Genomic DNA, 25,124 nt, shown 5'->3' with positions numbered 1-25,124 from the left:
GCACGTCCGGGGCTGTGGACTGGTAAAATGACCGCTTCCTACCTTCCACCATGACGATATCTATGTCCGGCAATACCTTTGGCAAGTTGTTTTCCGTAAGCACTTTTGGTGAATCCCATGGCCCCGCGATCGGCTGCGTGATCGACGGCTGCCCGCCGGGCCTGCCCCTGACCGAGGCCGACATCCAGCCCGAGCTGGACCGCCGCAAGCCCGGCACGTCGCGTCATGTGACCCAGCGCCAGGAGTCGGACACGGTGGAGATCCTGTCGGGCGTGTACCAGGGCGTCACCACCGGCACCCCGATCGCGCTGCTGATCCGCAACGAGGACCAGCGCAGCAAGGATTACGGCAACATCGCGGAAAGCTTCCGTCCCGGCCACGCCGACTACACCTACTGGCACAAGTACGGCGTGCGCGACCCGCGCGGCGGCGGGCGCTCGTCGGCCCGGCTGACGGCGCCCGTGGTGGGCGCGGCCGCCATCGCCAAGAAATGGCTGCACCAGCAATACGGCACCGTGTTCAAGGGCTGCATGAGCCAGCTCGGCGACATCGCCGTGCCGTTCCAGGGTTGGGAGCACGTGGCCGACAACCCGTTCTTCGCCGCCAGCGGCGACGCCGACCTGATCGCCCGCATGGAGGCGGCCATGGACGAGCTGCGCAAGGCCGGCGACTCGATCGGCGCGCGCATCGACGTGATCGCGCAGAACGTGCCGGTGGGCCTGGGCCAGCCGATCTACGACAAGCTCGACGCCGACATCGCCTACGCCATGATGGGCATCAACGCCGTCAAGGGCGTGGAGATCGGCGCCGGATTCCGCTCCGTGGCCCAGAAGGGCTCCGAGCATGGCGACGAGCTGACCCCGCAAGGTTTCATCGGCAACAACGCCGGCGGCGTGCTGGGCGGCATCTCCACCGGCCAGGACATCAGCGTCTCGGTCGCCATCAAGCCCACCTCGTCGATCCGCACCCCGCGCCGCTCGATCGACAAGGACGGCAATCCCGTGATGGTGGAGACGTTCGGCCGCCACGATCCCTGCGTCGGCATCCGCGCCACGCCGATCGCCGAGGCCATGCTGGCCCTGGTGCTGATGGACCACGCCCTGATGCACCGCGCCCAGTGCGGCGACGTGCACGTCACGACCCCGGACATCGCGCTGACGGCGCGCTAAGCGCCCCCCGAAACCGGGGTCAGGTCATGCCCTCGCGCAAGTTGCGCGAAGGCATGACCTGACCCCGGTTTTGGCTGCGCGCCGCGTAGGGCACTCCATGCCCGCACAAGCCATCAGCTTCGCCCTGTTCCTGTGCGCTTACTACGCGCACGCGGGCACCTTCTCCACCTACGCCACCCTGTTCTTCGCCGGCAAAGGCATGAGCGTGGGCCAGATCGGGGTGCTGATGTCGATGATCCAGGTGCTGCGCATCGTCGGTCCCAACGTGTGGGGCTACGTGGCCGACCACAGCGAACGGCGCGTGTGGGTGCTGCGCATGACGGGCGTGGCCGCGCTGACGGCGTTCTCCGGTTTCTTCTTCGGCCAGACCTTCGTCCAGTTCCTGCTGGCGATGGTGCTGCTCAACCTGTTCACCAGCGCCCAGGGGCCGCTGTGCGAGGCGCTGATGCTGTCGGAGATGCGCGGCGACCTGACCTATTATGGCCGCATCCGCCTGTGGGGCTCGATCGGTTTCATCGCCAGCGTGATGGCGGCCTCGTACGCGCTCGACGCGTTCGGCATCATGGCCCTGCCGTGGATCGCCGGCGGCCTGTTGGTGTGCGTGCTGCTGGCCAGCCTGCGCCTGAAGGACGTGCCGCGCCCGCGGCACAAGACGGTCCCGCCGCCGTTGAGGACCTTGCTGCGCCGGCGCGAGGTGATCGCCTTCTTCTGCTCGACGGCGCTGATGGTGTCGGCCCACACGGCGCTGTACACGTTCTACTCGCTCTATCTGGAACGGCTTGGCTACAGCAAGACCTTCATCGGCACCATGTGGTCGCTGGGGGTGGCGGCGGAAGTGCTGCTGTTCTATTTCCAGGCGCCGCTGTTCCGGCGCTGGGGCGCGCGGCGCCTGATGTATGTGGCGCTGGCCGTGGGGGTGCTGCGCTTCGCGCTGATCGGCGCCGCGCCGCGGCACGTGGCGCTGCTGGCGGGCGCCCAGTTGCTGCACGCGGCCACGTTCGCGCTGCACCACTCGGCGTCCGTGACCACCTTGCAGCGCTGGTTCTCCTGGCCGCTGCAGGCGCGCGGACAGGCGCTGTTCATCAGCCTGTCGTATGGGATAGGCGGCTCGCTCGGGGGCTTGTTCCTGGCCCAGTGCTGGCAGCGCATGGGGCCGCAGTCGGTGTACTACGTGGCGGCGCTGATGGTGATGGGGGCGGCGCTGGCGGCCACCCTGTCGTTCCGCTGGCAGCGCGTGGACGGTCCGCGTTAGCCGGGCCGGCCGCCGCGCCGCTCAGACGCCGCGGTTGATGACCACCGCTTCGAGCTTGTGGCGGCGCTCCACGGCTTTCACCACCAGCGCGCGCATGTCGTTGAGCAGCGCGAATTCCGTCTGGCTCAGCTGGATGGCCGGGAAGCTGTCGTCCCAGTCGCCGTACAGGAAGCCGGCCGGCTGGCCGTTCGACGACAACGGCAGGATGACGAAGCTGCGCGCGTCGGCCATGGTGTCCTTCCACCACTGCGGCAGCTTGGCGGCGAACTTGGCGTCCTTGGCGTTCTCGATGAAGATCACGCGGTCGCTGTTGAGCGCCGCGTGGAACACGTTGGGCTCGTAGCTGTCGGAGAAGGTCATGGCCGGCAGGCGTTCCTTGACGCCCTCGCCGAAGCAGATCTTGGCCGCGTACTGGCCTTCCCGGCGGTTGCGCACGAAGGCCACGGCGCGCGAGAAGTCCAGGCCCTGGTAGGCGGTTTCGAGCGCGATCGACACCATCTGGCCGGGGCTGGCCGTGTCGAGCACGTCGCGCATGTCGGCCAGGCCGGACATGAGGATCTTGTTGCCCTCGGCCCGCTGGCGGGTGCTGGCCAGCGCGCGGGCGCGCCGTTCGGCCGGGCGCGACAGGGGGGCGATGGTCAGGTCCTCGGCCGCCACGATCTTGGCCTGCTCGATGGCGGCCATCAGGTGGTCGGGCTCCACGCCGAGCATGCCGGAATAGCGTTCCGTCAGTTTCTGCACGGCGGCCGCGCCGGCCGCGTCGTCGTGCCACAGCGAGTCGGCGCACAGGGCCGACATGGTCGACAGGCCGGCGATCCAGTCGGTGGGACTCACGTCCGCGCCCGGTTCCACCGGCTCCAGCTTGCGCATGCCGTTGATCAGGCTTTGCGGCAGGCCCCAATGGCGGGCGGCCGCGTGGCCGATGTCCTCCAGGCTCAGGCCCAGCACCTCGGGCGCGATGTCGTCCACCGTCGAGCCTTCCGCGTCGGCCCGCTGTTGCAGGTCGTGCCAGCGCTCGGGCATGTAGAAGGTCAGCATCATGCGTCCCAGCGTGTGCAGCATCGAGCACACCACGGCCTCCTCGGCATGGCGGCTCTCGGCGCTGGTGGCGATCTGCTGGGCCACGATCCCGGCCAGCACGGCCTTTTCCATTTCGATGTGGGCGATGCCGGTGTCGGGCGAGGAGGCCGACAGCTCCTCGATCAGCTTGAGCCCCAGGGCCAGGTGGCCGATGGCCTCCGTGCCCAGCACCAGCACCGCCTTCGAGACGGTGTTGACGTGCTGGCCGAAGGCCGAATACATGCCGCTGTTGGCCAGCCGCAGCACCTTCTGGGTCAGGACGGGGTCCGACAGCACGGTGCGCGCCATGTCGAATTCCTGCTCGTCCTCGCCGCGCATGGCGCCCAGGATGGCCGTGATGGCCTTGGCGAAACCGGGCATGTCGCCCTGGCGGCGCGTGCAGTCCCACATCTCGGCCAGGGTTTTGTCGCCCAGCGGGGTGGGGGCCTTGAAACCGGCGTTCATTGGTGCACCTGGCGCAGTTCTTCCGGCAGCAGGTTGGCGTAGGTGCTCTCCTTGAGGGCAGTCATCGCCACGTTGGCCGGCATGGGCTTGCCCGTCAGGTAGCCCTGGATGTACTGGCAGCCGCGCTCGTCGAGGTAGTGCAGCTGTTCTTCCGTCTCCACCCCCTCGGCCACCACCGACAGGTCCAGGTGCTTGGCCAGATCGAGCACGGCGTTGCAGATGGCGCCGTCCTTCTGCGAGCCGGGCAGGTCGCGGATGAAGGTGCGGTCGATCTTGAGCACGGAGATGGGGAAGCGCTTGAGGTAGGCCAGCGACGAATAGCCGGTGCCGAAATCGTCGATCGCGATGCGCGCCTTGCGCAGCGCCATTTTCGACAGGATGGTCTCGGCATGGACCGGGTCCACCATCAGGGTGCCTTCTGTAATTTCTAAAACCAATTGCTCACCAGATAAGCCAGAGAATGCGAGCGCGTCATCGAGCACGTCAAGGAACTTGTCGTTGCGGAACTGGCGCGGGCTGATGTTGACGGAGATGTACAGGCGCCGCTTGGCCACTTCCTCGAACTGCTTGAGCTGCACGCTGGCCGCCTTCAGCGCCCAGGCGCCGAGCAGGTTGATCAGGCCATTGGTCTCGGCGATCGGGATGAAGCGGGCCGGCGGCACCATGCCCAGGGTCGGGTGCTTCCAGCGCATCAGGGTTTCGAACCCCTGGATCTCGCGCGTGCGGGCGTCCACGATGGGCTGGTAGTACAGCAGGAATTCGCCTTCGCGCACGGCCTGGAACATGGCCGCCTCCAGCGAAATGTCGTGTTCGGGCGGGCCGCTGTGCTTGGGGCTGTAGACCACGCAGCGGGCCTTGCCCGTCTCCTTGGCGCGCGACATGGCCGCGTCGGCCAGCGCCACCAGCCGCACTTCGTCCTCGGCATGGTGGGGATAGACGGACACGCCGACCGAGGCGCCCACGTAGATGGTGTGGCTGTCGACCTCGAACGGCGATTGCAGGGTGGCGATCAGGCGCCCCGTGACCAGTTTGATCTGGGCCTCGGTGCTGGTGCCGGGTAGCACGGCGACGAACTCGTCGCCGCCTACGCGGGCCAGGGTGTCGCTGTCGCGCAGCGTCTTGCGCAGGCGCGCGGCGGCCATGCGCAGCACGGCGTCGCCGACCGGGTGGCCGAGGCCATCGTTGACTTTCTTGAAACCGTCGAGGCCCACCGTGGCCACCGCGAAGCCCTGGCCGGAGCGGCGCGCGTTGGCGATCACCATGCGGATGCGGTCCGACAGCAGCAGGCGGTTCGGCAGTTCGGTCAGGCCGTCGTGGGTGGCCATGTGGCGCAGCCGTTCCTCGGTCGCGTGCTGGACCGACATGTCGCGGCCCACCACCAGCAGTTCGGGCACCTGGTCCAGATTGAGGAAGCAGGACACGCGCAATTCGAACCACACTTCATGTTCCGGCGTTTTCAGGCGCACTTCGACCAGGCTGGGGGCCAGCGATTGCAGCACTTCGGCCAGCGCCGCCTTGAGCGCCGGCTGGTCGGGGGACGCCACGTGGGCCGCCAGCAAGTCGCCGTGCAGGTCGTGCGGGCTGGCGATCAGGGTCACGGCCCGCTTGCTGGCGAACAGTACCTGACCCGGTTGATTGAGTCTGAAAACAACATCGCCTGCCTCTTCCATGAGGTGATCTAATTCATGCCGCAGATCGCGTTGGGGCAGGGATGGGGAACTGGAAAGCATCGTAACGATCTAATCTCTCATTTTGTCACGTAACAAATTTTACAACGTTTGGCTGCGTACCACCGGGCGGGCGGCACGGCTGACTTGCAAAACCAGAACGAAATGTATCACTGATGGGAACGCTTTCACATGAAAAAAGACAACATCTGCGCATGTTTTGATGAAATCGGCCCGCTTCTGCAGAAAAATCAGGCGCCAGAGGGGGAAGGGCTGAATATTTTTTAAAATTTCGTCCACTCTACGAGCAAATGCTCGGTATTTGCGCTGTGCCGGGGCTTGTCTAAAATCAAAGAAGCTGAAGGTCTTTTTTATTTATTCAAGCAAGCGCTTGATTCGTTTATTCTTCCGGGCTAGGCTGTCGACATCGCCACCCCGGCCCTGGTCCCTATTTTATTCTGGAGCAAAAGATGAATGCCTTCGACACCCACGCCGTCAGCAACACGGTTGCCCCGTTCGAGAACGTCAACCTGTTTGCCTGCGACCCCGCGTTGCGGGAGGCGCTGGAGCGCGAAGGCGGCGCCAGCCAGACCGCGTCGCTGCATGCGCTGGGCGAGCGGCTGGGACGGGCCGAGGTGCTGGACCTGGCCCGGCTGGCCAACCTGCACACGCCGCGCCTGCACAATTTCGACCGCGGCGGCCACCGCATCGACGAAGTGGAATTCCATCCCTCCTGGCATAGCCTGATGGCGCTGCTGATCGAAAACGGCGCCCATGCCTCGCCGTGGGAGGGGCAGGGCGCCGGCGGCCAGGTGGCGCGGGCGGCCCGCTACATGCTGTTCGGGCAACTGGAGAACGGATCGCAGTGCCCGGTGACGATGACCTACGCATCCGTGCCGGCGCTGCGCCAGGCGCCGAGGATCGCCGCCAAGTGGCTGCCCAAGATCCTGTCGCGCGAATACGATCCCCGTTCGCTGCCGATCGAGCAAAAGCGCGGCGCGCTGGTGGGCATGGGCATGACGGAGAAGCAGGGCGGCTCGGACGTGCGCGCCAACACCACGCTGGCCGAGGCCCTGCCGCCCGGGGAAGGCCGGTGCCTGTTCGGCGACGACGGCGAGGACGTCTGGCGCATCGTCGGCCATAAATGGTTCTTCTCGGCGCCGCAGAGCGACGCCCACCTGATCCTGGCGCAAACGGAGGCGCAGGGCAGCGCGGGCCTCAGCTGCTTCTTCGTGCCCCGTTTCCTGCCCGACGGCCAGCGCAACGCCATCCGCGTGCAGCGCCTGAAGGACAAGATGGGCAACCGCTCCAACGCCTCGTCCGAGGTGGAGTTCACGGGCGCCTATGGCTGGCTGGTGGGCAAACTGGGGCGCGGCATCCCGACCATCCTCGAGATGGGCAGCCACACGCGGCTCGATTGCGTGCTGGGCAGCGCCGGCACCATGCGCGCCGCGCTGACCCACGCGCTGCACCACGCGCGCCGCCGCCACGCGTTCGGCAAGGCGCTGTCCGAGCAGCCGCTGATGCGGAACGTGCTGGCCGACCTGGCGCTGGAATCGGAGGCGGCCACCGCGTTCGCGCTGCGCCTGGCGCGCTGCTACGACGAGGGCGCCGATCCGGCCCAGGCCCTGCTGGCGCGCGTGCTGACGCCGGCCGGCAAGTACTGGATCTGCAAGCGCGGCCCGGCGTTCGGCGCCGAGGCGATGGAGGTGATTGGCGGCAGCGGCTATGTGGAGGACTGTCCGCTGGCGCGGCTGTACCGCGAACTGCCGGTGAACTCGATCTGGGAAGGATCGGGCAACGTGATGTGCCTGGACCTGCTGCGCGCGCTGGGCAAGACGCCGGCCGCGCGCGACGCGCTGGCGGCCGAACTGGCGCTGGCCGGCGACGCCAACGCCGACTACGCGCGCTACACCGGCGCGCTGCTGGCCGACCTGGGCCGGCCGCAGACGGACGAATACGGCGCGCGCCGGCTGGCCGAGCGCATCGTGGTGGCGGTGCAGGCCGGGCTGCTGCTGCGCCACGCGCCCGCGTACGTCGCGCAAGCCTTCGTCGCCTCGCGCCTGGCGCATGACGTCGGCGGCGCCTTCGGCCGGCTGCCGGACGGCGTCGATTGCGCCGCCATCCTCGCGCGGGCGCTGGTGGAGGCGGCATGAATGGAATTAATTTTCATGAAACAGTTCCCTCGTGGCGTGCGGGCTGGGATAATGCGGCATACAACCGATGACGGCAACGCGCCGCCGTCCCGTACCCCTGGGCACGGCGGCCTCCGTCCACCTATTGCGAGCCCATAACAATGAAACAAGATCCGCGTTTCCCCAACCTCTACATCACCAACCATCCCCTGATCCAGCACAAACTGAGCCACATGCGGGCCAAGGACACGTCCACCCGCACGTTCCGCGAGCTGTTGAAGGAGATCACGCTGTTGATGGGCTATGAGATCACGCGCGATCTGCCGCTGACCACCCGCACCATCGAAACCCCGCTGATGACGCTGGACGCCCCCGTCATCGCCGGCAAGAAACTGGCCATCGTGCCCGTGCTGCGCGCCGGCATCGGCATGAGCGACGGCCTGCTGAACCTGATCCCGTCGGCCCGCGTGGGCCACATCGGCGTCTACCGCGACCCGGAAACCCACCAGCCGGTCGAATACCTGGTGCGGCTGCCCGACCTGGCCGAGCGCACCTTCATCCTGTGCGATCCGATGGTGGCGACCGGCAATTCGGCCGTGCACGCGGTGGACGTGCTCAAGTCGCGCGGCGTGAAGGACGAGCAGATCATCTTCCTGGCCCTGGTGGCCGCGCCGGAAGGCATCACCGTGTTCCAGAACGCCCACCCCGGCGTGAAGATCTACTGCGCCGCGCTGGACTCGCACCTGAACGACCACGCCTACATCGTGCCTGGCCTGGGCGACGCCGGTGACCGCATCTTCGGCACCAAGGGCTGACCGAGCGCCATGGCCACGCTGACCGACCAGGAGTTCCACGCCCGCATGCAGGCGCTGAGCGACAAGTTCGCCGCCACCGTCCCCGTCACGCTGGACAAGATCGCGCACGCGCTGGACGCCTGTCGCGCCGACGGGCCTGCGGGGCCCGGTGCCGGCCATTTGCATGCGTTGCACGAATTGCTGCACGGGGTGGCCGGCTCGGCCGGCACCTTCGGCTATGGCACGCTGGGCCAGTATTGCCGCGTGGTCGAGCAGCAGATGCGTGCCGTGCTGGCCGGACAGGCCGAGTGGCCGGTGGTGGCGGTTCAGGTGGAGGCGCTGCTGCAATGGGCGGCCCGCGATCCGCGCGCACCGTCGTGGTAATCCGGTCAAGTGTGGCGCGTTAGCCATTCTTTTTGATTCAGCTCAAACCTAACGCCGATTTTCGGGCTATAGTGACACTGTTACCTGTTAAAAGAGCAAGGCTGAGGTCGCTAAAGGGCGCGAAGTTGCTGGTCATCGACGCGCTAAGTGCCGGTTTTTACAGCTGTTTTTAGCCTCTTGCATTTATTTTTGCGAAAACGTGCTTTTCTCTTGTAATTGGGTATAATGCGGGATCGTTTAGATTCAAGAGTAGTGCAGTTTGTCTGTCATTTCTTTCTTGCCTCAAACGATATCACGGGCGCAAGCCCAACTTAACTGAAATAGGAATTGTAATGGCAACTGGTATCGTAAAATGGTTCAATGACTCGAAGGGTTTCGGCTTTATCACCCCTGACGAAGGCGGCGAAGATCTGTTCGCTCACTTCTCGGCGATTCAGTCGACCGGCTTCAAGTCGCTGCAAGAGAACCAACGTGTTTCTTTTGAAGTGACCGCTGGCCCTAAGGGCAAGCAAGCTTCGAACATTCAGCCACTGTAATACGCTGAGTCAAACGACATAAAGAAATCCTCGGTATCCGAGGATTTTTTTTCGTCTCAAGGTTTTGGTTTTGCCATCCCTCGCCATTATTTCCATGCCTTGCGCCAATAATCGGGCTGGGCATAGGTGTGGCGCAGGAAGTCAACGAAGGCGCGGATGCGCAGCGGCAGGTGACGGCGCTGCGCGAACACGGCGTAGATGTCGTTGCCCGGCGCCGAATACTGGTCGAGCACCGTCTGCAGCTGGCCCGACTCGATCTCGCTACCCACTTCCCACATTGAACGCCAGGCCAGGCCCTTGCCGGCCAGCGCCCAGTCGTGCAGCACCTGGCCATCGTTGCAGCCCATGTTGCCCGTCACCTTCAGGGTCACGATCTTGCCGGCGTCGCGGAAGGTCCAGCCGCGCTGGCTGCCCTCGCTGCTGATGGCCAGACAGTTGTGCTTGGACAGCTCGGCCAGGGTCTTCGGCTCGCCGTAACGCTTCAGGTAGCTGGGCGCGGCCACCAGCACCCGCTCGTTGTCGGCCAGTTTGACGCTGACCAGGTTGGAATCCGACAGGCTGGCGATGCGGATCGCCACGTCCACCCCTTCACCGATCAGGTCCACCACGCGGTCGTTCAGGTTCAGCGTGCATTGCACGTCGCGGTGCTCGGCCAGGAAGGAGGGCAGCAGCGGCGCCACGTGCTGGCGGCCGAAGCCGGCCGGCGCCGAGATCATCAGGTGGCCGCTGGCGCGCGCGCTGCGCTCGGCCACGGCCGATTCCGCATCCTCCAGTTCGGCCAGGATGCGCTGGCAATCCTCAAGAAAGGCCGCGCCCTCGTTGGTCAGGGCTAGTTTGCGCGTCGTGCGTTGCAAAAGTTTCACACCCAGACGGGCTTCCAGCGCGTCGAGACGGCGGCCTATCATGGCCGGGGCGATGCCCTCGGCACGGGCGGCGGCCGACAGGCTGCCCTTGGAAACGACTTCGACGAAGGTGGAGATTTGCCTGAACTGACCCATGGATGCCTGTTGCCTGTCACTTGTGTGAAAAACGCAAAGATGAAGTGATTTTTAGTCTTGTTTGCATAACTAAATAGTGAATATACTTGAAAACAGATCGTGATGTAACCGAGTCGGAATACTAAAAGAATCGGTGAGCAACAAGATTAGCAACGCTTATACTTTCGGATAGCAGTTCACTTTACCTTATACGGAGAGACATCCATGACGACCATCAACGTACCGGCTGGTATGCAAATTACGGGTGAGATCAAGCCCGGCTACGAACAGATTTTGACGCCGGAAGCGCTCGCCCTGGTGGTCAAGCTGTCGCGCGCGTTTGAACCGCGCCGCCAGGAACTGCTGGCCGTGCGCGTGGAGCGCGCCAAGCGCCTGGACGCCGGCGAGCGTCCCGACTTCCTGCCCGAGACGGCCCACATCCGCAACGGCGACTGGAAGATCGCCCCGATCCCCAAGGCGCTGGAATGCCGCCGCGTGGAAATCACCGGCCCGGTCGAGCGCAAGATGGTCATCAACGCCTTCAACTCGGGCGCCGACAGCTACATGACCGACTTCGAGGATTCGAACACCCCGAACTGGGACAACCAGATCACCGGCCAGATCAATATGTTCGACGCCGTGCGCCGCACCATCTCGCTCGAGCAGAACGGCAAGTCGTACAAACTGAACGACAAGATCGCCACCCTGGTGGTGCGCCCACGCGGCTGGCACCTCGATGAGAAGCACGTGCTGGTCGACGGCAAGCGCATCTCGGGCGGCATCTTCGACTTCGCCCTGTTCATGGTCCACAACGCCAAGGAGCAACTGGCCCGCGGCGCCGGTCCTTACTTCTACCTGCCGAAGATGGAATCGCACCTGGAAGCGCGCCTGTGGAACGACATCTTCGTCATGACCCAGAACGAACTGGGCCTGGCGCAAGGCACCATCAAGGCCACCGTGCTGATTGAAACCGTGCTGGCCGCGTTCGAGATGGACGAGATCCTGTACGAACTGCGCGAACACAGCTCGGGCCTGAACGCCGGCCGTTGGGACTACATCTTCTCGTGCATCAAGAAATTCAAGCTGGACAAGGACTTCTGCCTGGCCGACCGCGCCAAGGTGACGATGACCTCGCCGTTCATGCGCGCCTACGCCTTGCTGCTGCTGAAGACCTGCCACAAGCGCAACGCGCCGGCCATCGGCGGCATGGCCGCGCTGATCCCGATCAAGAACGATCCGGAGAAGAACGAAGTGGCGATGGGCGGCGTGCGCAACGACAAGGCACGCGACGCGACCGACGGCTACGACGGCGGCTGGGTGGCCCACCCCGGTCTGGTCGACCTGGCCATGGCCGAGTTCAAGAAAGTGCTGGGCGACAAGCCCAACCAGATCGAGAAACAGCGTCCGGACGTGAACGTGACGGCCGCCGAGCTGCTGGACTTCAAGCCGGAAACGCCGATCACGGAAGCGGGCTTGCGTTACAACATCAACGTCGGCATCCACTACCTGGGCAGCTGGCTGGCCGGCAACGGTTGCGTGCCTATCCACAACCTGATGGAAGACGCGGCCACGGCCGAGATCAGCCGCTCGCAAGTGTGGCAGTGGATCCGTTCCACCAAGGGCGTGCTGGAAGACGGCCGCAAGGTCACGGCCGAGATGGTGCGCGCCATGATTCCGGAAGAGCTGGCCAAGGTCCAGCGTGACGCGCCAGGCGGCGAAGGCCCGACCTACCCGCGCGCCGCGCAGATCTTCGAGGAAATGTCGACGTCCGAATCGTTCGCCGAGTTCCTGACCCTGCCGCTGTACGAAGAAATCTAAGGTCCCGAGCCTAAAGAAACCGGGGTCAGGTCATGCCGTCACGCAGCTTGCGTGAGGGCATGACCTGACCCCGGTTTTGCGTTTGGTGCCCGGATCCGCGCGGGTGGCCGTCAGAAGTCGTTCTTCCACAGCCGCAGGGCCGTGAACGTGGCCAGCGCCGTGTCGCCCGGGGACAGCCGGTCGGCCTTGACCAGTTGCGCGGCGATGGCCGGGTCGCGGTAGCGCAGGAAGGGGTTGGTGGCCTTCTCCACGCCGAGCGTGCTCGGCACGGTGGGCACGTCGTGCTCGCGCCGGTCCGTCTCCACCGCCACGCGCTCCTTCAGCGCTTCATTGTCCGGGTCCACCACGCGCGCGAAGCGCAGGTTGGACAGCGTGTATTCGTGGGCGCAGAAGATCTTGGTGTCGTCGGGCAGGGCGGCCAGCTTGCCAAGCGAGCTGATCATCTGTGCCGGCGTCCCTTCGAACAGCCGGCCGCAACCGCCCGCGAACAGGGTGTCGCCGCAGAACAGCCACGTCGGTTCGTCATCGACGGGCTCGCGCACGTAGGCGATGTGGCCCATGGTGTGGCCGGGCACGTCCAGCACGGACAGGCGCAGGTCCAGGCCGGGCACGTCGATGCGCTTGCCTTCGCCCACCGGCAGCGTGACGCCGGCGATGCGTTCGTTGCGCGGCCCGAAAACAGGAACCGGATAATGCTGCAATAATGCAGGCACACCTCCGATATGGTCAGCGTGGTGGTGGGTGAGTAAAATGGCAGTGAGCTTGAGGTCGTGCTCCTTCAGCGCCGCCAGGATGGGCTTGGCGTCGCCGGGATCGACCACGGCCGCATGCTTGCCATCATGTATCAGCCACAGATAGTTGTCTTGAAAAGCAGGGACCGTGAGGACGTGTAACGTGTGGGGAGATGAGATGGTCATTGGGTCACGAAAGGCTAGACATGGATAACGCTGCATCCGACCAATCCATTATAGCGCTGGACGGCTGGCTGCAAACCCCGGCAGGCAGGTACTTGTGTGCGTGGGAACAAACCTGCCTTGATAATCTGACGGCGGACATCTTCGGTTTCAATGCCCTGCAGATCGGCATGCCGCAAATTAATGCGCTGGCCGCCAACCGCATGCCTTACCAGTGGCTGGCCGACAACCGCGTGCGCCCGCGCAGCGTGGGCGCGGCGCCGGAGGACATGCCGCGCCAGGTGGCCGTGGCGCTCGACTACACCGAATTGCCGTTCGCCTCGCAAAGCATCGACCTCGTCGTGCTGCCCCACGTGCTGGAGTTTTCGACCGAGCCGCACCAGGTGTTGCGCGAAGTGGAGCGGGTGCTGATTCCCGAGGGCCAGGTCATCATCTGCGGCTTCAACCCGGCCAGCCTGTGGGGCGCGCGCCAGGCCGTGGGGCGGGTGACGGGCTCCGATTTCCTGCCACGGGCCGAGGAGCTGATCTCTATGCCGCGCATGCGCGACTGGTTGAAATTATTGAATCTGGGCGCCAGCCAGAGCCACTTCGGCTGCTATGCGCCCGCCTGCCGCACGGAAAAGTGGCTGCACCGCTACGCCTTCATGGATAATGCGGGCGCGCGCTGGTGGCCGTATCTGGGCGGGGTCTACATCGTGCAGGCCATCAAGCGGGTCAAAGGTATGCATTTAATCGGTCCGGTATGGACCAAACGAACGGCGGCGGCCCCGGTGGCCGTGCCGGTCACTAACAAGAGGCGGAAACAGCAGGATGGATAAAGTCGATATTTTTGCCGATGGCGCATGCAAGGGCAATCCCGGCACGGGCGGCTGGGGGGCGTTGATGGTGGCCGACGGGGCGGAAAAGGAAATTTTCGGCGGCGCGTTGAACACCACCAATAACCGGATGGAATTGCAGGCCGTGATCGAGGCGCTCAACGCGCTCAAGCGCCCGTGCGCCGTCACGCTGTACACGGACAGCCAGTACGTGCAGAAGGGCATCAGCGAATGGATCCACGGCTGGAAGGCGCGCGGCTGGAAGACGTCGGCCAAGGAGCCGGTCAAGAACGAGGATTTGTGGAAGGCGCTGGACGCGGCCCAGGCCGTGCACCAGGTCGAATGGCGCTGGGTGCGCGGCCACAACGGCCACCCCGGCAATGAACGGGCCGACATGCTGGCCAACCGCGGCGTCGATTCCGTGCGCAGCAAGCGCTAGGCAGGCGCCTTCGCGCCAGCACGGGGCCGCGCTTTGTTATACTGCGCGGCTCGCTTCAGCAACCGATCATTCAGGCAGACCTCATGCGTCAAATCGTACTCGATACCGAAACCACCGGCATCAATCCCAAACTGGGCAACCGCATCATCGAAATCGGCTGCGTCGAACTGCACAACCGCATGTTGACGGGCAATAACTACCACGTCTACATCAACCCGGAGCGCGATTCGGAAGAGGGCGCGTTGAACGTGCACGGCCTGACGACGGAGTTTTTGAGCGACAAGCCCAAGTTCCATGAGATCGTCGAGGAATTGCGGGCCTATGTGGCCGGGGCCGAGGTGATCATCCACAACGCGCCGTTCGACCTTGGCTTCCTGAACCATGAATTCAAGCGCCTGAACCTGCCGGACTTCACCGACCACGTGGGCAAGGTGATCGACACGCTGGTGCAGGCCAAGGAGCTGCATCCCGGCAAGCGCAACTCGCTCGACGCCCTGTGCGACCGCTATGGCGTGTCGAACTCGCACCGCAAGCTGCACGGCGCCTTGCTCGACGCGGAGTTGCTGGCCGACGTCTACCTGGCCATGACGCGCGGCCAGAACAGCCTGGGCATGGATGTGGAGGAGGAGGTGAGCGCCGGCGGCGCCAGCCTGGAGCCGGTGGCGCTGGCCGACATCATCGTCATGCCCGCGTCGGAGGCCGAACTGGCGGCCCACGAGGATACCTTGAACGGGCTGGACAAGGCCGTCAAAGGCAGTTGCATCTGGCGCGCCCTGAGCGCGCCGCCGGCCGCATGAATGAAATTTTCGGGAATTTTGGCGGCAGCCCTTCCATTTTCCTGAAGTTGTATGCGATAATTCGCCCCGCTTCGGGAGGTTAGCTCAGGGGTAGAGCACTGCATTCACACTGCAGGGGTCGCAAGTTCGAAACTTGCACTTCCCACCAGAATTCATGAAAAGGCTTACGGTTGATTCCGTAAGCCTTTTTTCATTTCCGCCGCCGTGCCGGGTTGGCTGTCGCGCGAGAAAGGATGAGAATTCGGCGCGCCCAATATGGTTATAATTGAAAAATTGAATTAACGATCAATCTTTTCCGTTCAACCTCACTGGGTAGCCGAGCATGACCACCATCGTCGCCATTCCCGCCGGCCGCACGGCCCCCTACACGCCATCCGCCGCCCAGGCGCTGGACCAGGCCGCGCCCGCGACTGCCGGTCCCGCGCCCGCCGGGGCGGTCAAGCTGAGTTCTGAAGGGCTTGCCGCCATCCGGCGCGACGCCGTTCAGGGGGCGGACCCGGACGCCACACCGCTGCTGTGGGAATCGCCGGCGCGCGACAAGGTCACTTCGCTCATCGCCCGCAACTTCTTCGCGCCTTCCGTGGCCGGACGCTTTCATGGCTTGGGCAGCGCCTTGCTGGAGCGCTTCTACGGCGACGGCGCCGATGTCGCGCAAGCGGCGCGCCAGCCCCGCAACGGCCCCGATCTGTATTCCCCGGCGGCGGCCGCCGCCCTGTCCCGGCCTGTTGCGCACGGGCAGGGCGACAACCAGGTCGCGCTCACCATCGCCACCACGAGCGGCGCGCAAGTGCAACTGATGCTCGACAGCGGCGACGATGCCCTGGCCGTGCAGATGAAGACTGCGGGCACCCTGAACCAGGCCGAGCGCGAGGCGCTCGCCAAACTGGCCGACGCCTTCCAGAACGCCATCGATGGCGTGGCGCAGAACCCGCCCCAACTGAAGCTGGGCGGTTTGCTCGAGTTCGATCCGACCGTGCTCGCGTCGGTGGACTTGCACTCGGTGGTCAAGGTGGCGACCGAGCCGGAAACCACGCAGACGCTGGCGTTGCACGCCGACAGCGCACACCGCAAAGTCAGTTTCAGCGGAACCGCCGGTGCCGTGAACGTCAACGTGGACATGAGCCAGGTGGCCGCCCTGGGCAACAAGGCGCAGCAGGCGAAGGCGGTCGGCAGCTACCTGCAACAGGTCGATCTGGCCGCCGTGCGCGGCCATGGTGATGCGGGGCTGGTGGCGATGTTCAAGGATGCGTTCGCGGAAATGAACAGCGGTTACGACGCGGCCAGCCTGCCCGTGGCCGACAGCGGCCGCGCCGGCAAGCTGACCCTGTCCGGCGAGGACCATGCGCTGCTGACGGGCCTGGCCGATTTCGACGCGGCGATCACGCAAACGTCGAAGTCCATCAACCGCATGCGCCCGACCGAGTATGACGGTTTTTCGTATCAGGTATCGCAAACCACCAGCATCGGCGGGCGCAGTCAGGGCGACCGTTTCATCGCCCAGCACCAGCGCGCGCAACTGAGCGCCAGCTACCACATGCCGGCCGTACCCGGCGGCCAGCTGCGGCTCGATGGCGGGGCGGAGGACCAGAACTACGATTACTATCAGATCAATGACAATGCCAGTTCGGACGCGCTGATGGCGTACGACCAGGGCAAGCTGAAAACGGCGTCGCTGCGCCAGTCGGCCACGCTGTCGTCCCACGTGATGAAGTACGCGATGGGGCACCTGATCGCGGACCGCACCACGCCGGGCCAGCGCAGCGTGCAGCGCGACCTGGTGGAGGCGCTGGCGCCCGATCTGAAGGGCGAGCGCCAGCGCTCGTTCGATGAGATCCAGCGTCGCCAGCAGCAGTTGCAGGAGGTGGCGGGCCTGGTGCCGTTGCAGGCTTACGGCGCCGAACCTGGCAACTAAGTAAGCGTGCAACATACATTTTTTCGGCAATGTTGAAAAATGGTCTTCCCAAGCTGCTCGATTATGTGTGATAATTCGCCCCGCTTCGGGAGGTTAGCTCAGGGGTAGAGCACTGCATTCACACTGCAGGGGTCGCAAGTTCGAAACTTGCACTTCCCACCAGAATTTAAAAAAAGGCTTGCGTGCGAACGCAAGCCTTTTTTCATTTCCACGGCCGCCAGCTTAATGCGCGGCGGTTGGCGCGCCCACCGTGTCCTTGATCAGTTTGACGAACTCGGGATCGACCGCGCCGATCTTGCCCGTGCGTCCCAGCACGCGGCCGTCGCTGTCGAGCAGCACCAGCACGGTGCTGTGGTTGTATTCGCCGCTTTCCAGCCGGCGGTACTGGATGTCGAGCGTGGCGGCGATCTTGCGCACGCTGGCCGCGTCGGTGCGGGCCACGGTCCAGTGGGCCGGGTCGAGCTCGCGCTGGCGCGCCACCTTCTTCAAGGCCTTGATGTCGTCGCGGGCCGGGTCGAAGGTGATCAGCAGCATCGCCAGGCGGTCGCGGGTGTCCTGGTCCAGCGCCTGCTGGGTCTGGCGCATGGTGTCGATCAGCATCGGGCAGACGAACTCGCACGAGTTGTAGAACATGCTCACCACGACCGGATGGCCGCGCAGGTCGCGCAGCTTGAACGGCTTGCCGTCCTGGTTGTTCAAGGTGGCCGGCAACTGGTAGAGCGAGGTGGCCGGCAAGGCCGCCGCGGGCGCCGCCGGCGCGTCCGTGGCCGACGCGGGCAGGGCCAGCGCGCACAGCGACGACAGCAGCAGGGCGGACAGATGGGTACGGACAGTGGGGTTCATTTTTCTTCCTTGGTCATGGTCAAGCTGCGGGCGCAGCGGAAGCCCAGGTCGTTGGTGCTGTCGGCGCCTTTGAGCGAGGACAGCAGCGCCACCCGCATCAGGATGGCGAAATTGTCGCGGTCTTGCAGGCTGATGGCGCCCGCGCCGCAGTATTGCAGTTTCTCCGGATCGCCCTGGTCGCGGCTGTCGGCGCTCACCAGCAGGGCGTTGAAGTCGTCCACCCATTCCCAGATCAGGCCGTGCACGTCGCGGATGCCGTAGTAGTTGGGCTGTCCGCCCACCGCACCATGGCTGCCGTTCGACGCCTGCGAATACCAGGTCAGGATGCGGGCCCGCCAGGCGGGATCCTTGCGCGCGTCGGGCCGGTGCTCGTCGGCCGCCGCCACGTATTCCCATTCGTACCATGTCGGCAGACGGGCCTGCTCGCTTTCGCAGAACGCCTGCGCCGCGAACCAGCTGACGTTGGTGACGGGCTGCCGGGCTAGCCCTGCACCCTCGCCGGCGCCATCGTACTGGCGCAGATAATTCGCGTCGACAAAGATGGGGGGCGCCGTGCCGCGTTGCCATTCGGGATGGCTGGCGATGAAGGCCTGGAACTCGCTGTTGGTCACCGGCTCGCTGCGCATGGCGAAGCGGTCCACCTTGACGGGCGGGTTGCCGGCGTTGCCGCCGGAGAGCACGGTTTCAAACCGGCCGGCCGGCACGGCCACGTAATCGGCCGCGCCACTATCGGCCCCCGGCGCCAGCAGCGATGCCGCCAGCGCCAGGGGGAGTGCCAGGTGCGAACGCAGGTTCACGGCGCGATCCCCATCAGTGGGCGGCCTGCGCCTTGGGCGCCGGCTTGGCCCGCACCGCCTTCACCTCGGCGGCCTTGATCTGGCCGCCCTTGTTGTCCCAGCTGTTGAGCACGTAGGTGAGGATGTTGGCCACCTCGTCGTCGTTCAACTGGTTCATCGGCGGCATGACGGAGTCATACTGCTTGCCGTTGACCTGCACCTTGCCCGTCAGGCCGTGCAGCACGATGCTCATCGCGCGCTTGGGGTCGGCGTTCAGGAAGTCGGACTTGGCCAGCGGCGGGAACACGCCAGCCAGGCCCTCGCCATTGGACTGGTGGCATACCGAGCAGGTGCCGGCGAACAGCGACTTGCCGGCGTTGATCTGCTCCTGCACGGTCAGGTTGCCGCTGGCGGCGGCGGCGGCGGCCGTCGTCACCGATTTCAGGTTGGGCGCGGCGCGGTCGCCGAGGTAGACGGAATCGACTTCCTTGCCGGAGTAGATGGTCTTGTCTTCCGGTCCGTCCACCTTCAGGATGGCCAGCGCGCCCTTGTTGAAGGCGCGGAAGATCGAGTGGTCGACCATCACATAGCTGCCCGGCACCTTGGTGGTGAATTCCGCGATGGCGGCGCCGCCGGCCGGAATCAGCGTGGTCTGCACGTTGGTCTGGCTGTTGGTGCCGCCCTCGAAGCGCACGCGGTCGAAGATGGCGCCGATCACGTGGAAGCTGGACACCATGTTGGGGCCGCCGTTGCCGATGAACAGGCGCACCGATTCATTGGTCTTGGCCTTGATCGCGTTGTCGCCCGTGAGCGCGCCCTCGGCGCCGTTGAACAGCACGTAGGTGGGCCGCTCGTCGATGGCTTTTTCCATGTCGAACGGCTGCAGGCCTTTTTCGCGGTACTTGCCGGTGGTGTAGAAGTCACCCTGCATCACGTAGTACTCGTGATCGACGGGCGGCAAGCCTTCCGGCGGTTCCACGAGGATCAGGCCGTACATGCCGTTGGCCACGTGCATGCCGACCGGGGCCGTGGCGCAGTGGTAGACATAGATGCCCTCGTTGAGCGCCTTGAACGTGAATTGCGATTCATGGCCGGGGGCCGTGAAGCTGGAGGCGGCGCCGCCGCCGGGGCCCGTCACGCCGTGCAGGTCGATGTTGTGGGGCATCTTGCTCGATGGATGGTTCCGCAGGTGGAACTCCACGGTGTCACCCTGGCGCACCCGGATGAAGCTGCCGGGCACGGAGCCGCCGAAGGTCCAGAACGTGTAGCTGACGCCTTCCGAGATTTGCATCTGCTTTTCCACCACTTCCAGGTTGACGATGACCTTGGCCGGGTAATGGCGGTTGGTGGGCGGCGGCACCATGGGCGGGCTGGTCAGCACCGCCGTGATGGGCGCGCCCTGCGGCGGGCCGAAGTCGCCCGGGAATTTGCCGGCTTCGGCCGCGCGGGCCGAGGGCAGGGCGGCCAGCAACGCCGCGCAAAGGCCGGCGGCGCGTAGCAGGGTGGACATGGACAAGATCGAAGTTTGCATAACGGTACCCCTTTTCTTATAGTGTCGGCCTGACCGCGCCGGTTACGTTGGCAAGCTTTTAAATATCATGTATACAACGTTGGTCTTGATGCGTGTCAAAGACTGCTACAGGTATACCTGATGGGTTGGTGGGAAAAGTTGACCCAGATCAAATCGGCAACAGATCGGCACGTCCGGGAGGGATTGCGCTGCGGCAAAGATACAATCTATTACATCTTTCAAATAAAACCTTGTCTACCTGAAATGTTTGGATTTCGTTTAGTCCATAACCAGACCGCACGCAGGGCACGCGCCCACGGCGGACTGGGCATGACCAACAATGGCCAATAGCCACAACATTGAAGAAATGGGAAAAGACATGATGAAAAATAAGAACATCGCCCTGGCGGCGCTCGCCCTGTGCGCCTCCTTCTCCGCCGCCGCCGCGGACGAAGCGATCAATCCCTCCTGGTACATCCAGCCCAGCGTCAACGCGATGAAGCCGGACGGCGATTTCGGCGTGGACAAGCACGGCTTCGGCGCCGGCCTCAAATTCGGCAAGGCCGTGAGCGACAACTGGGACGTGCAACTGGGCACCACCTACGCCCGTTCCCGCGACAACGGCCAGCGTTACCAGCAAAACACCTTCGGCGTGGATGGCCTGTATCTGTTCTCCCGCTCCGCCTTCCGCCCGTTCCTGCTGGTGGGTGCCGGCATGGAGCATGACAAGGCCAACCTGAACACGGTGGGCCAGTTGTCCAAGAATTCCCCGTTCCTGAGCGCCGGCCTCGGTTTCCAGGCGTCGCTGAACGACCAGTGGGCGATGCAGGCCGACCTGCGCGACGTGCATGGCTTCATCCGTGGCGATGAATTCGGCACCAGCAAATCGAACAACTACTACCTGACCGTGGGCCTGAACTACGCGTTCGGCAAGCCCGCCGCGCGTCCCGCGCCGGTGGCGCCCGTGGTGGCGCCGCAGCCGGTGGCTGAAGTGGCGCCGCCGCCACCAGCGCCGGTCGCGCCGCCGCCACCACCGCCAGCGCGCTTTGAGAAGGTGACGATGTCGGCCACCGAACTGTTCGACTTCGGCAGCGACAAGCTGCACGCCGGCCAGCCGAAACTGGACGACATGGCCCGCTTCCTCAACGATAACGCCAGCGTGGAGCACGTGGTGGTGACCGGCTACGCCGACCGCCTGGGCAGCAGCAAGTCCAATCACGCGCTGTCGCTGCGCCGCGCCGAAGCCGTCAAGGCCTACCTGGTGGGCAAGGGCGTGGCGGCCAGCCGCATCAACACGGCCGGCAAGGGTGAGGAACAGCCGGTCGTCAAGTGCGACAACAAGAAGCAGAAGCGCGCCGACCTGATCAAATGCCTGGAGCCGAACCGCCGCGTGGAGATCGAGCAGATCACCGTGGAACGCCGCGTCAACTAAGTAACACGGCCCGCGCCGCGCCACCTGGCGGCGCGGGCCGCCACCACCTCACCGAATCTGGAGTATCACATGAACAAGCAATCCATCCTGCTGGCGGCCATGCTGGCCACCGCCTTCGTCACCTCGCACGCTTCGGCGGCCAGCCAGGGCGCCAGGGACGCGGCGGCCCGCTATGACAGCGACAAGAAGCTGTGCGCCGATGAACGCGAAGCGTCGCTGCGCATGCAATGCCTGCGCGACGCCAAGGCCACCTACACCAAGGCGATGGAAGGCACCCGCGCCAACGGCCACGCCGTGTGCGCCGATTGCGGCAAGGTCACCTCGGTCCACGTGACGGAGCAGGCCGGCCAGGGCGGTGCGCTGGGCGTGGTCGCCGGCGGTGTGGCAGGCGCGCTGCTGGGGCACCAGGTGGGCGGCGGCACCGGCCGCGATCTGGCCACCGTGGCCGGCGCGGCGGGCGGCGCCTACGCGGGCAACAAGGTCGAGCAGAAGATGACGGCCAAGAAAGTGTGGACCGTCGCGGTCCAGTACGAGAACGGCCACCAGGCCCGGTTCACGTTCGAGAAGGACCCCGGCATGGTCGCCGGCGACAAGGTGAAGAACGCCGGCCACAGCATCGTGCGTTACTGATCGACCGCTACGCGCATCCCAGGGACAGCCCCTCGGGGTCTGTCCCTTTTGCCGGGCCATTCGTCCGATGCGACGATGTGCATGGCGACGCCTGCGGTTACACTGGTGGCACCAGTCAATCACCAGGGGACACAACGCATGGGCATACTGTCGGGCATACGTATCATCGAAATCGCCGGGATCGGACCGGCTCCCTTCTGCGGCATGCTGCTGGCCGACATGGGGGCGGAAGTGATCCTGGTCGAGCGATCAACCGGCAAGTCCGGCGATCCGCTCGACATGGGCGACAAGAACATCACCAACCGTGGCAAGCGCTCGCTGGCGCTGGACCTGAAAGACCCGCAGGCCATCGCCACCGTGCTGACGCTGATCGAAGGCGCCGACGCGCTGATCGAAGGCATGCGTCCCGGCGTGATGGAGCGCCTGGGCCTGGGCCCGGAAGCCTGCCTGGCCCGCAATCCCAACCTTATCTACGGCCGCATGACCGGCTGGGGCCAGGACGGCCCGCTGGCCAAGGCGGCCGGCCACGACATCAACTACATCGGCCTGTCCGGGGCGCTCTGGTATAGCGGGGCGCCCGACCAGGCGCCGCTGGCGCCGCCCACGCTGGTGGGCGACATCGGCGGCGGCGCGCTGTACCTGGCCATGGGCGTGCTGGCCGGCGTGCTCGGCGTGCGCAACGGCGGCGCCGGCCAGGTGGTCGACGCGGCCATCGTCGACGGCAGCGCCAACATGATGAATTTGCTGTTGTCGCTGCACGCGGCCGGCATGATGCCGATGCGGCGCGGCGAAGGTCTGCTGGACGGCCCGCACTGGTACGGCAGCTACGTCTGCCAGGATGGCCTGAGCGTCACCATCGGCGCGCTGGAACCGCAGTTCTACGCGCTGCTGCTGGAAAAACTGGGACTGGCCGGCGATCCCGAGTTCGCCCGTCCCTACGACAAGCGCTGCTGGCCGTCGTTGCGCCTGAAGCTGACGGCGCTGTTCCTGTCCCAACCGCGCCAGCACTGGAACGACCTGCTGGAAGGCAGCGACGCCTGCTACGCCCCGGCGCTGTCGCCGGTGGAGGCGCAGGCCCATCCCCATATGGCGGCGCGCGCCATCTACAGCGAACGCGATGGCGTGCTGCAGGCCGCGCCCGCGCCCCGGTTCTCGGCGGCGTCCCATGTGCCCGGCGCCGTGCCCCGGCGCGGCGAGCATGGCGCGGCCATCCTGCGCGAAGCCGGGTGCACGGAGGCGCAGATCGCCGGACTGCTCGCCCCGCGCGACTGACGGACCGGAACGCAGTGCAGCATCCGGCCCTGTGGATGGCCGCCAGCCGGTCATGAAATGGCAAGCCATCGTCATGAAATGGATGGGCGGGGCGGGGCGCGGGCCGCTACCATGGAGGGGATTTTCGCAACACCACACTGGGGAAAATTCGGTCTTCGGGCTGTAACATGGGTCGTAAAATTGACATCGGGCCGCGAAAGCCCCAGACTTCCTGTCGGAAATGACGCACTGCGGCATAATATGTCCGTCCCGGCGCCCGCGCGCCGGCGTGCACCAGCCCTTCGATTACCCGCTTTTAAGGAATTATCATGATTAAAGACGTAGTTGTACTGAGCGCCGCCCGTTCCCCCATCGGCACCTTCGGCGGTTCGCTGGCGGAGATGGAACCGGCCGAACTGGCGGGTATCGTGATGAAGGAAACCATCGCCCGCTCCGGCGTCGAGGCCGCGGCCATCGGCAACGCCGTGGTCGGCACCTGCATTCCGACCGATGGCCGCTATGGCTACGTGTCGCGCGTCGCCTCCGTGCAGGCCGGCATGCCGATGGACTCCATCGCCATGCAGGTCAGCCGTCTGTGCTCGTCCGGTCTGCAGGCGATCGTGACGGCCGCGCAGGGCGTGATGCTGGGCGATTTCGAATACGGCATCGGCGGCGGCGTGGAAGTGATGTCGCGTGGCGGCTACATGCTGCCGGCGCTGCGCTCGGGCGCGCGCATGGGCGACACCAAGGCCATCGACATGATGACCTCGATCCTGACCGACCCGTTCGGCGTGGGCCACATGGGCATCACGGCCGAGAACCTGGCCGTCAAATACGGCATCACCCGCGAGCAGCAGGACGCGTTCGCGCTGGAGTCGCAGCGCCGCGCCGCGCTGGCCCAGGCCGAAGGCCGTTTCAAGTCGCAGATCGTGCCCATCGTGCGCCAGACCCGCAAGGGCGAAGTGGTGTTCGACGCCGACGAGCACCTGAAGCCTGCCACCACGCTGGAATCGCTGGCCAAGATGAAGCCCGCCTTCAAGAAGGACGGCACGGTCACGGCCGGTAACGCCTCGGGCATCAACGACGGCGCCGCCTTCATGGTGCTGGCCGACGCCGCCCTGGCTGCCCAGCGCGGCCAGACCCCGATCGCCCGCATCGTCAGCTACGCCGTCGCCGGCGTGCCGAACGACGTGATGGGCGAAGGCCCGATCCCCGCCAGCCGCAAGGCCCTGGCCAAGGCCGGCCTGAAGATGGACCAGATGGACGTGATCGAGTCGAACGAGGCGTTCGCGTCCCAGGCGCTGGCCGTCGGCAAGGTGCTGGAACTGGATCCGGCCAAGACCAACCCGAACGGCGGCGCGATCGCGCTGGGCCACCCGGTTGGCTGCTCGGGCGCCTTCATCGCCACCAAGGCGATCTACGAGCTGCAACGCACCAACGGCCGTTACGCGCTGGTGACGATGTGCATCGGCGGCGGCCAGGGCATCGCCGTGGTGTTCGAACGCTGCTGATCGACGTTCGTTAGCGTCGGACCGGCGCCGCGCCGGAT

Annotated in this window: 22 protein-coding genes and 2 tRNA genes; 17 read left to right on the top strand and 7 right to left on the bottom strand. The window is 65.4% G+C overall.

Annotated elements, in window-relative coordinates; all coding sequences use genetic code 11:
• Positions 1 to 62 precede the first annotated feature (62 nt).
• The gene (gene aroC / locus AC1RQG_RS15105) at positions 63 to 1,169 is read left to right on the top strand and encodes a chorismate synthase (protein WP_493132730.1); all 1,107 of its coding nucleotides are present in this window, start codon (positions 63 to 65) and stop codon (positions 1,167 to 1,169) included.
• Between the two features lie 97 nt (positions 1,170 to 1,266).
• A complete protein-coding gene (locus AC1RQG_RS15100; RefSeq protein ID WP_493132727.1) occupies positions 1,267 to 2,421 on the top strand; it encodes an MFS transporter in 1,155 nt (384 codons plus the stop codon).
• A 21-nt stretch (positions 2,422 to 2,442) separates the two neighbouring features.
• Here the strand turns inward: AC1RQG_RS15100 and AC1RQG_RS15095 are convergent, their stop codons facing one another.
• Together AC1RQG_RS15095 and AC1RQG_RS15090 are read right to left on the bottom strand one after the other, a co-directional pair.
• Entirely contained in the window at positions 2,443 to 3,945 is a 1,503-nt protein-coding gene (locus tag AC1RQG_RS15095; protein WP_493132725.1) for an HDOD domain-containing protein, read from the bottom strand.
• A complete protein-coding gene (locus AC1RQG_RS15090; protein ID WP_493132723.1) occupies positions 3,942 to 5,675 on the bottom strand; it encodes a putative bifunctional diguanylate cyclase/phosphodiesterase in 1,734 nt (577 codons plus the stop codon). The genes AC1RQG_RS15095 and AC1RQG_RS15090 overlap by 4 nt, the downstream gene beginning before the upstream one ends.
• 407 nt (positions 5,676 to 6,082) lie before the next feature.
• Here AC1RQG_RS15090 and AC1RQG_RS15085 point away from each other — a divergent pair, with 407 nt between their 5' ends.
• The 4 genes from AC1RQG_RS15085 (at position 6,083) to AC1RQG_RS15070 (ending at position 9,461) form a co-directional block, all read left to right on the top strand.
• On the top strand, positions 6,083 to 7,768 hold the full coding sequence (locus AC1RQG_RS15085) for an isovaleryl-CoA dehydrogenase (protein WP_493132721.1): 1,686 nt from the start codon (positions 6,083 to 6,085) through the stop codon (positions 7,766 to 7,768).
• 140 nt (positions 7,769 to 7,908) lie between these two features.
• The gene (gene upp, locus AC1RQG_RS15080) at positions 7,909 to 8,562 is read left to right on the top strand and encodes a uracil phosphoribosyltransferase (RefSeq protein ID WP_182164802.1); all 654 of its coding nucleotides are present in this window, start codon (positions 7,909 to 7,911) and stop codon (positions 8,560 to 8,562) included.
• Positions 8,563 to 8,571: 9 nt separating this feature from the next.
• On the top strand, positions 8,572 to 8,925 hold the full coding sequence (locus AC1RQG_RS15075) for an Hpt domain-containing protein (RefSeq protein WP_493132718.1): 354 nt from the start codon (positions 8,572 to 8,574) through the stop codon (positions 8,923 to 8,925).
• A 332-nt stretch (positions 8,926 to 9,257) separates the two neighbouring features.
• Positions 9,258 to 9,461, top strand: a complete 204-nt coding sequence (locus tag AC1RQG_RS15070; protein ID WP_134383344.1) for a cold-shock protein — start codon at positions 9,258 to 9,260, stop codon at positions 9,459 to 9,461.
• A gap of 86 nt (positions 9,462 to 9,547) precedes the next feature.
• On the opposite strand, the gene AC1RQG_RS15065 is transcribed toward AC1RQG_RS15070, so the two are convergent.
• Positions 9,548 to 10,459: a LysR family transcriptional regulator gene (locus AC1RQG_RS15065; RefSeq protein WP_493132716.1), complete on the bottom strand. Its 912-nt coding sequence runs from the start codon at positions 10,457 to 10,459 to the stop codon at positions 9,548 to 9,550.
• 204 nt (positions 10,460 to 10,663) lie between these two features.
• On the opposite strand from AC1RQG_RS15065, the gene aceB reads away from it, so the two are divergent.
• A complete protein-coding gene (aceB, locus tag AC1RQG_RS15060; protein WP_493132714.1) occupies positions 10,664 to 12,256 on the top strand; it encodes a malate synthase A in 1,593 nt (530 codons plus the stop codon).
• Between the two features lie 110 nt (positions 12,257 to 12,366).
• Here aceB and gloB read toward each other — a convergent pair whose 3' ends face one another.
• Positions 12,367 to 13,173 (bottom strand): hydroxyacylglutathione hydrolase, encoded by an 807-nt coding sequence (gene gloB / locus AC1RQG_RS15055; RefSeq protein WP_493132712.1) that lies wholly within the window; start codon positions 13,171 to 13,173, stop codon positions 12,367 to 12,369.
• Positions 13,174 to 13,193: 20 nt separating this feature from the next.
• Between gloB and AC1RQG_RS15050 the strand changes: the two genes are divergently transcribed.
• The 6 genes from AC1RQG_RS15050 to AC1RQG_RS15025 all read left to right on the top strand — a co-directional run bounded on the left by AC1RQG_RS15050 (position 13,194) and on the right by AC1RQG_RS15025 (position 17,295).
• On the top strand, positions 13,194 to 13,988 hold the full coding sequence (locus AC1RQG_RS15050) for a class I SAM-dependent methyltransferase (protein WP_493132710.1): 795 nt from the start codon (positions 13,194 to 13,196) through the stop codon (positions 13,986 to 13,988).
• On the top strand, positions 13,981 to 14,424 hold the full coding sequence (rnhA, locus tag AC1RQG_RS15045) for a ribonuclease HI (RefSeq protein WP_493132708.1): 444 nt from the start codon (positions 13,981 to 13,983) through the stop codon (positions 14,422 to 14,424). Before AC1RQG_RS15050 ends, rnhA begins: the two co-directional genes overlap by 8 nt.
• Positions 14,425 to 14,507: 83 nt before the next feature.
• The gene (dnaQ, locus tag AC1RQG_RS15040; protein WP_493132706.1) at positions 14,508 to 15,221 is read left to right on the top strand and encodes a DNA polymerase III subunit epsilon; all 714 of its coding nucleotides are present in this window, start codon (positions 14,508 to 14,510) and stop codon (positions 15,219 to 15,221) included.
• Between the two features lie 73 nt (positions 15,222 to 15,294).
• A tRNA-Val gene (locus AC1RQG_RS15035) sits at positions 15,295 to 15,369 on the top strand.
• 174 nt (positions 15,370 to 15,543) lie between these two features.
• Positions 15,544 to 17,133, top strand: a complete 1,590-nt coding sequence (locus tag AC1RQG_RS15030; protein ID WP_493132704.1) for a hypothetical protein — start codon at positions 15,544 to 15,546, stop codon at positions 17,131 to 17,133.
• A gap of 87 nt (positions 17,134 to 17,220) precedes the next feature.
• Positions 17,221 to 17,295: transfer RNA gene (locus AC1RQG_RS15025), tRNA-Val, on the top strand.
• 60 nt (positions 17,296 to 17,355) lie between these two features.
• Here AC1RQG_RS15025 and AC1RQG_RS15020 read toward each other — a convergent pair.
• Genes AC1RQG_RS15020 through nirK form a run of 3 tightly spaced genes read right to left on the bottom strand, consistent with a single transcriptional unit; the run spans position 17,356 to position 20,262 of the window.
• Complete coding sequence (locus AC1RQG_RS15020) at positions 17,356 to 17,976, bottom strand: SCO family protein (protein ID WP_493132702.1); 621 nt, start codon at positions 17,974 to 17,976, stop codon at positions 17,356 to 17,358.
• Positions 17,973 to 18,773, bottom strand: a complete 801-nt coding sequence (locus AC1RQG_RS15015) for a formylglycine-generating enzyme family protein (protein WP_493132699.1) — start codon at positions 18,771 to 18,773, stop codon at positions 17,973 to 17,975. The genes AC1RQG_RS15020 and AC1RQG_RS15015 overlap by 4 nt, the downstream gene beginning before the upstream one ends.
• A 13-nt stretch (positions 18,774 to 18,786) precedes the next feature.
• Positions 18,787 to 20,262 carry a copper-containing nitrite reductase gene (nirK, locus tag AC1RQG_RS15010; protein ID WP_493132697.1) on the bottom strand — a complete coding sequence of 492 codons (1,476 nt, stop codon included), beginning with the start codon at positions 20,260 to 20,262 and terminating at the stop codon, positions 18,787 to 18,789.
• Between the two features lie 379 nt (positions 20,263 to 20,641).
• Between nirK and AC1RQG_RS15005 the strand changes: the two genes are divergently transcribed.
• From AC1RQG_RS15005 to AC1RQG_RS14990, 4 genes are all read left to right on the top strand, one after another.
• The gene (locus AC1RQG_RS15005) at positions 20,642 to 21,694 is read left to right on the top strand and encodes an OmpA family protein (protein WP_493132695.1); all 1,053 of its coding nucleotides are present in this window, start codon (positions 20,642 to 20,644) and stop codon (positions 21,692 to 21,694) included.
• A 69-nt stretch (positions 21,695 to 21,763) separates the two neighbouring features.
• The gene (locus AC1RQG_RS15000) at positions 21,764 to 22,324 is read left to right on the top strand and encodes a glycine zipper 2TM domain-containing protein (protein WP_493132693.1); all 561 of its coding nucleotides are present in this window, start codon (positions 21,764 to 21,766) and stop codon (positions 22,322 to 22,324) included.
• Positions 22,325 to 22,462: 138 nt separating this feature from the next.
• Positions 22,463 to 23,596: a CaiB/BaiF CoA transferase family protein gene (locus AC1RQG_RS14995; protein WP_493132691.1), complete on the top strand. Its 1,134-nt coding sequence runs from the start codon at positions 22,463 to 22,465 to the stop codon at positions 23,594 to 23,596.
• A 308-nt stretch (positions 23,597 to 23,904) separates the two neighbouring features.
• Positions 23,905 to 25,086, top strand: coding sequence for an acetyl-CoA C-acyltransferase family protein (locus tag AC1RQG_RS14990; protein ID WP_493132689.1), 1,182 nt, complete (start codon positions 23,905 to 23,907; stop codon positions 25,084 to 25,086).
• Positions 25,087 to 25,124: the final 38 nt, after the last annotated feature.

It is taken from the genome of Rugamonas sp. GW822-FHT03B10 (assembly GCF_058801745.1).
This window is presented reverse-complemented; position numbering and strand designations above follow the sequence as displayed.

Excerpts from the sequence above, each read along its gene's own strand:
- aroC (WP_493132730.1), top strand. The coding sequence starts at position 63 with ATGTCCGGCAATACCTTTGGCAAGTTGTTTTCCGTAAGCACTTTTGGT.
- AC1RQG_RS15100 (WP_493132727.1), top strand. The coding sequence starts at position 1,267 with ATGCCCGCACAAGCCATCAGCTTCGCCCTGTTCCTGTGCGCTTACTAC.
- AC1RQG_RS15095 (WP_493132725.1), bottom strand. The coding sequence starts at position 3,945 with ATGAACGCCGGTTTCAAGGCCCCCACCCCGCTGGGCGACAAAACCCTG.
- AC1RQG_RS15090 (WP_493132723.1), bottom strand. The coding sequence starts at position 5,675 with ATGCTTTCCAGTTCCCCATCCCTGCCCCAACGCGATCTGCGGCATGAA.
- AC1RQG_RS15085 (WP_493132721.1), top strand. The coding sequence starts at position 6,083 with ATGAATGCCTTCGACACCCACGCCGTCAGCAACACGGTTGCCCCGTTC.
- upp (WP_182164802.1), top strand. The coding sequence starts at position 7,909 with ATGAAACAAGATCCGCGTTTCCCCAACCTCTACATCACCAACCATCCC.
- AC1RQG_RS15075 (WP_493132718.1), top strand. The coding sequence starts at position 8,572 with ATGGCCACGCTGACCGACCAGGAGTTCCACGCCCGCATGCAGGCGCTG.
- AC1RQG_RS15070 (WP_134383344.1), top strand. The coding sequence starts at position 9,258 with ATGGCAACTGGTATCGTAAAATGGTTCAATGACTCGAAGGGTTTCGGC.
- AC1RQG_RS15065 (WP_493132716.1), bottom strand. The coding sequence starts at position 10,459 with ATGGGTCAGTTCAGGCAAATCTCCACCTTCGTCGAAGTCGTTTCCAAG.
- aceB (WP_493132714.1), top strand. The coding sequence starts at position 10,664 with ATGACGACCATCAACGTACCGGCTGGTATGCAAATTACGGGTGAGATC.
- gloB (WP_493132712.1), bottom strand. The coding sequence starts at position 13,173 with ATGACCATCTCATCTCCCCACACGTTACACGTCCTCACGGTCCCTGCT.
- AC1RQG_RS15050 (WP_493132710.1), top strand. The coding sequence starts at position 13,194 with ATGGATAACGCTGCATCCGACCAATCCATTATAGCGCTGGACGGCTGG.
- rnhA (WP_493132708.1), top strand. The coding sequence starts at position 13,981 with ATGGATAAAGTCGATATTTTTGCCGATGGCGCATGCAAGGGCAATCCC.
- dnaQ (WP_493132706.1), top strand. The coding sequence starts at position 14,508 with ATGCGTCAAATCGTACTCGATACCGAAACCACCGGCATCAATCCCAAA.
- AC1RQG_RS15030 (WP_493132704.1), top strand. The coding sequence starts at position 15,544 with ATGACCACCATCGTCGCCATTCCCGCCGGCCGCACGGCCCCCTACACG.
- AC1RQG_RS15020 (WP_493132702.1), bottom strand. The coding sequence starts at position 17,976 with ATGAACCCCACTGTCCGTACCCATCTGTCCGCCCTGCTGCTGTCGTCG.
- nirK (WP_493132697.1), bottom strand. The coding sequence starts at position 20,262 with ATGTCCACCCTGCTACGCGCCGCCGGCCTTTGCGCGGCGTTGCTGGCC.
- AC1RQG_RS15005 (WP_493132695.1), top strand. The coding sequence starts at position 20,642 with ATGATGAAAAATAAGAACATCGCCCTGGCGGCGCTCGCCCTGTGCGCC.
- AC1RQG_RS15000 (WP_493132693.1), top strand. The coding sequence starts at position 21,764 with ATGAACAAGCAATCCATCCTGCTGGCGGCCATGCTGGCCACCGCCTTC.
- AC1RQG_RS14995 (WP_493132691.1), top strand. The coding sequence starts at position 22,463 with ATGGGCATACTGTCGGGCATACGTATCATCGAAATCGCCGGGATCGGA.
- AC1RQG_RS14990 (WP_493132689.1), top strand. The coding sequence starts at position 23,905 with ATGATTAAAGACGTAGTTGTACTGAGCGCCGCCCGTTCCCCCATCGGC.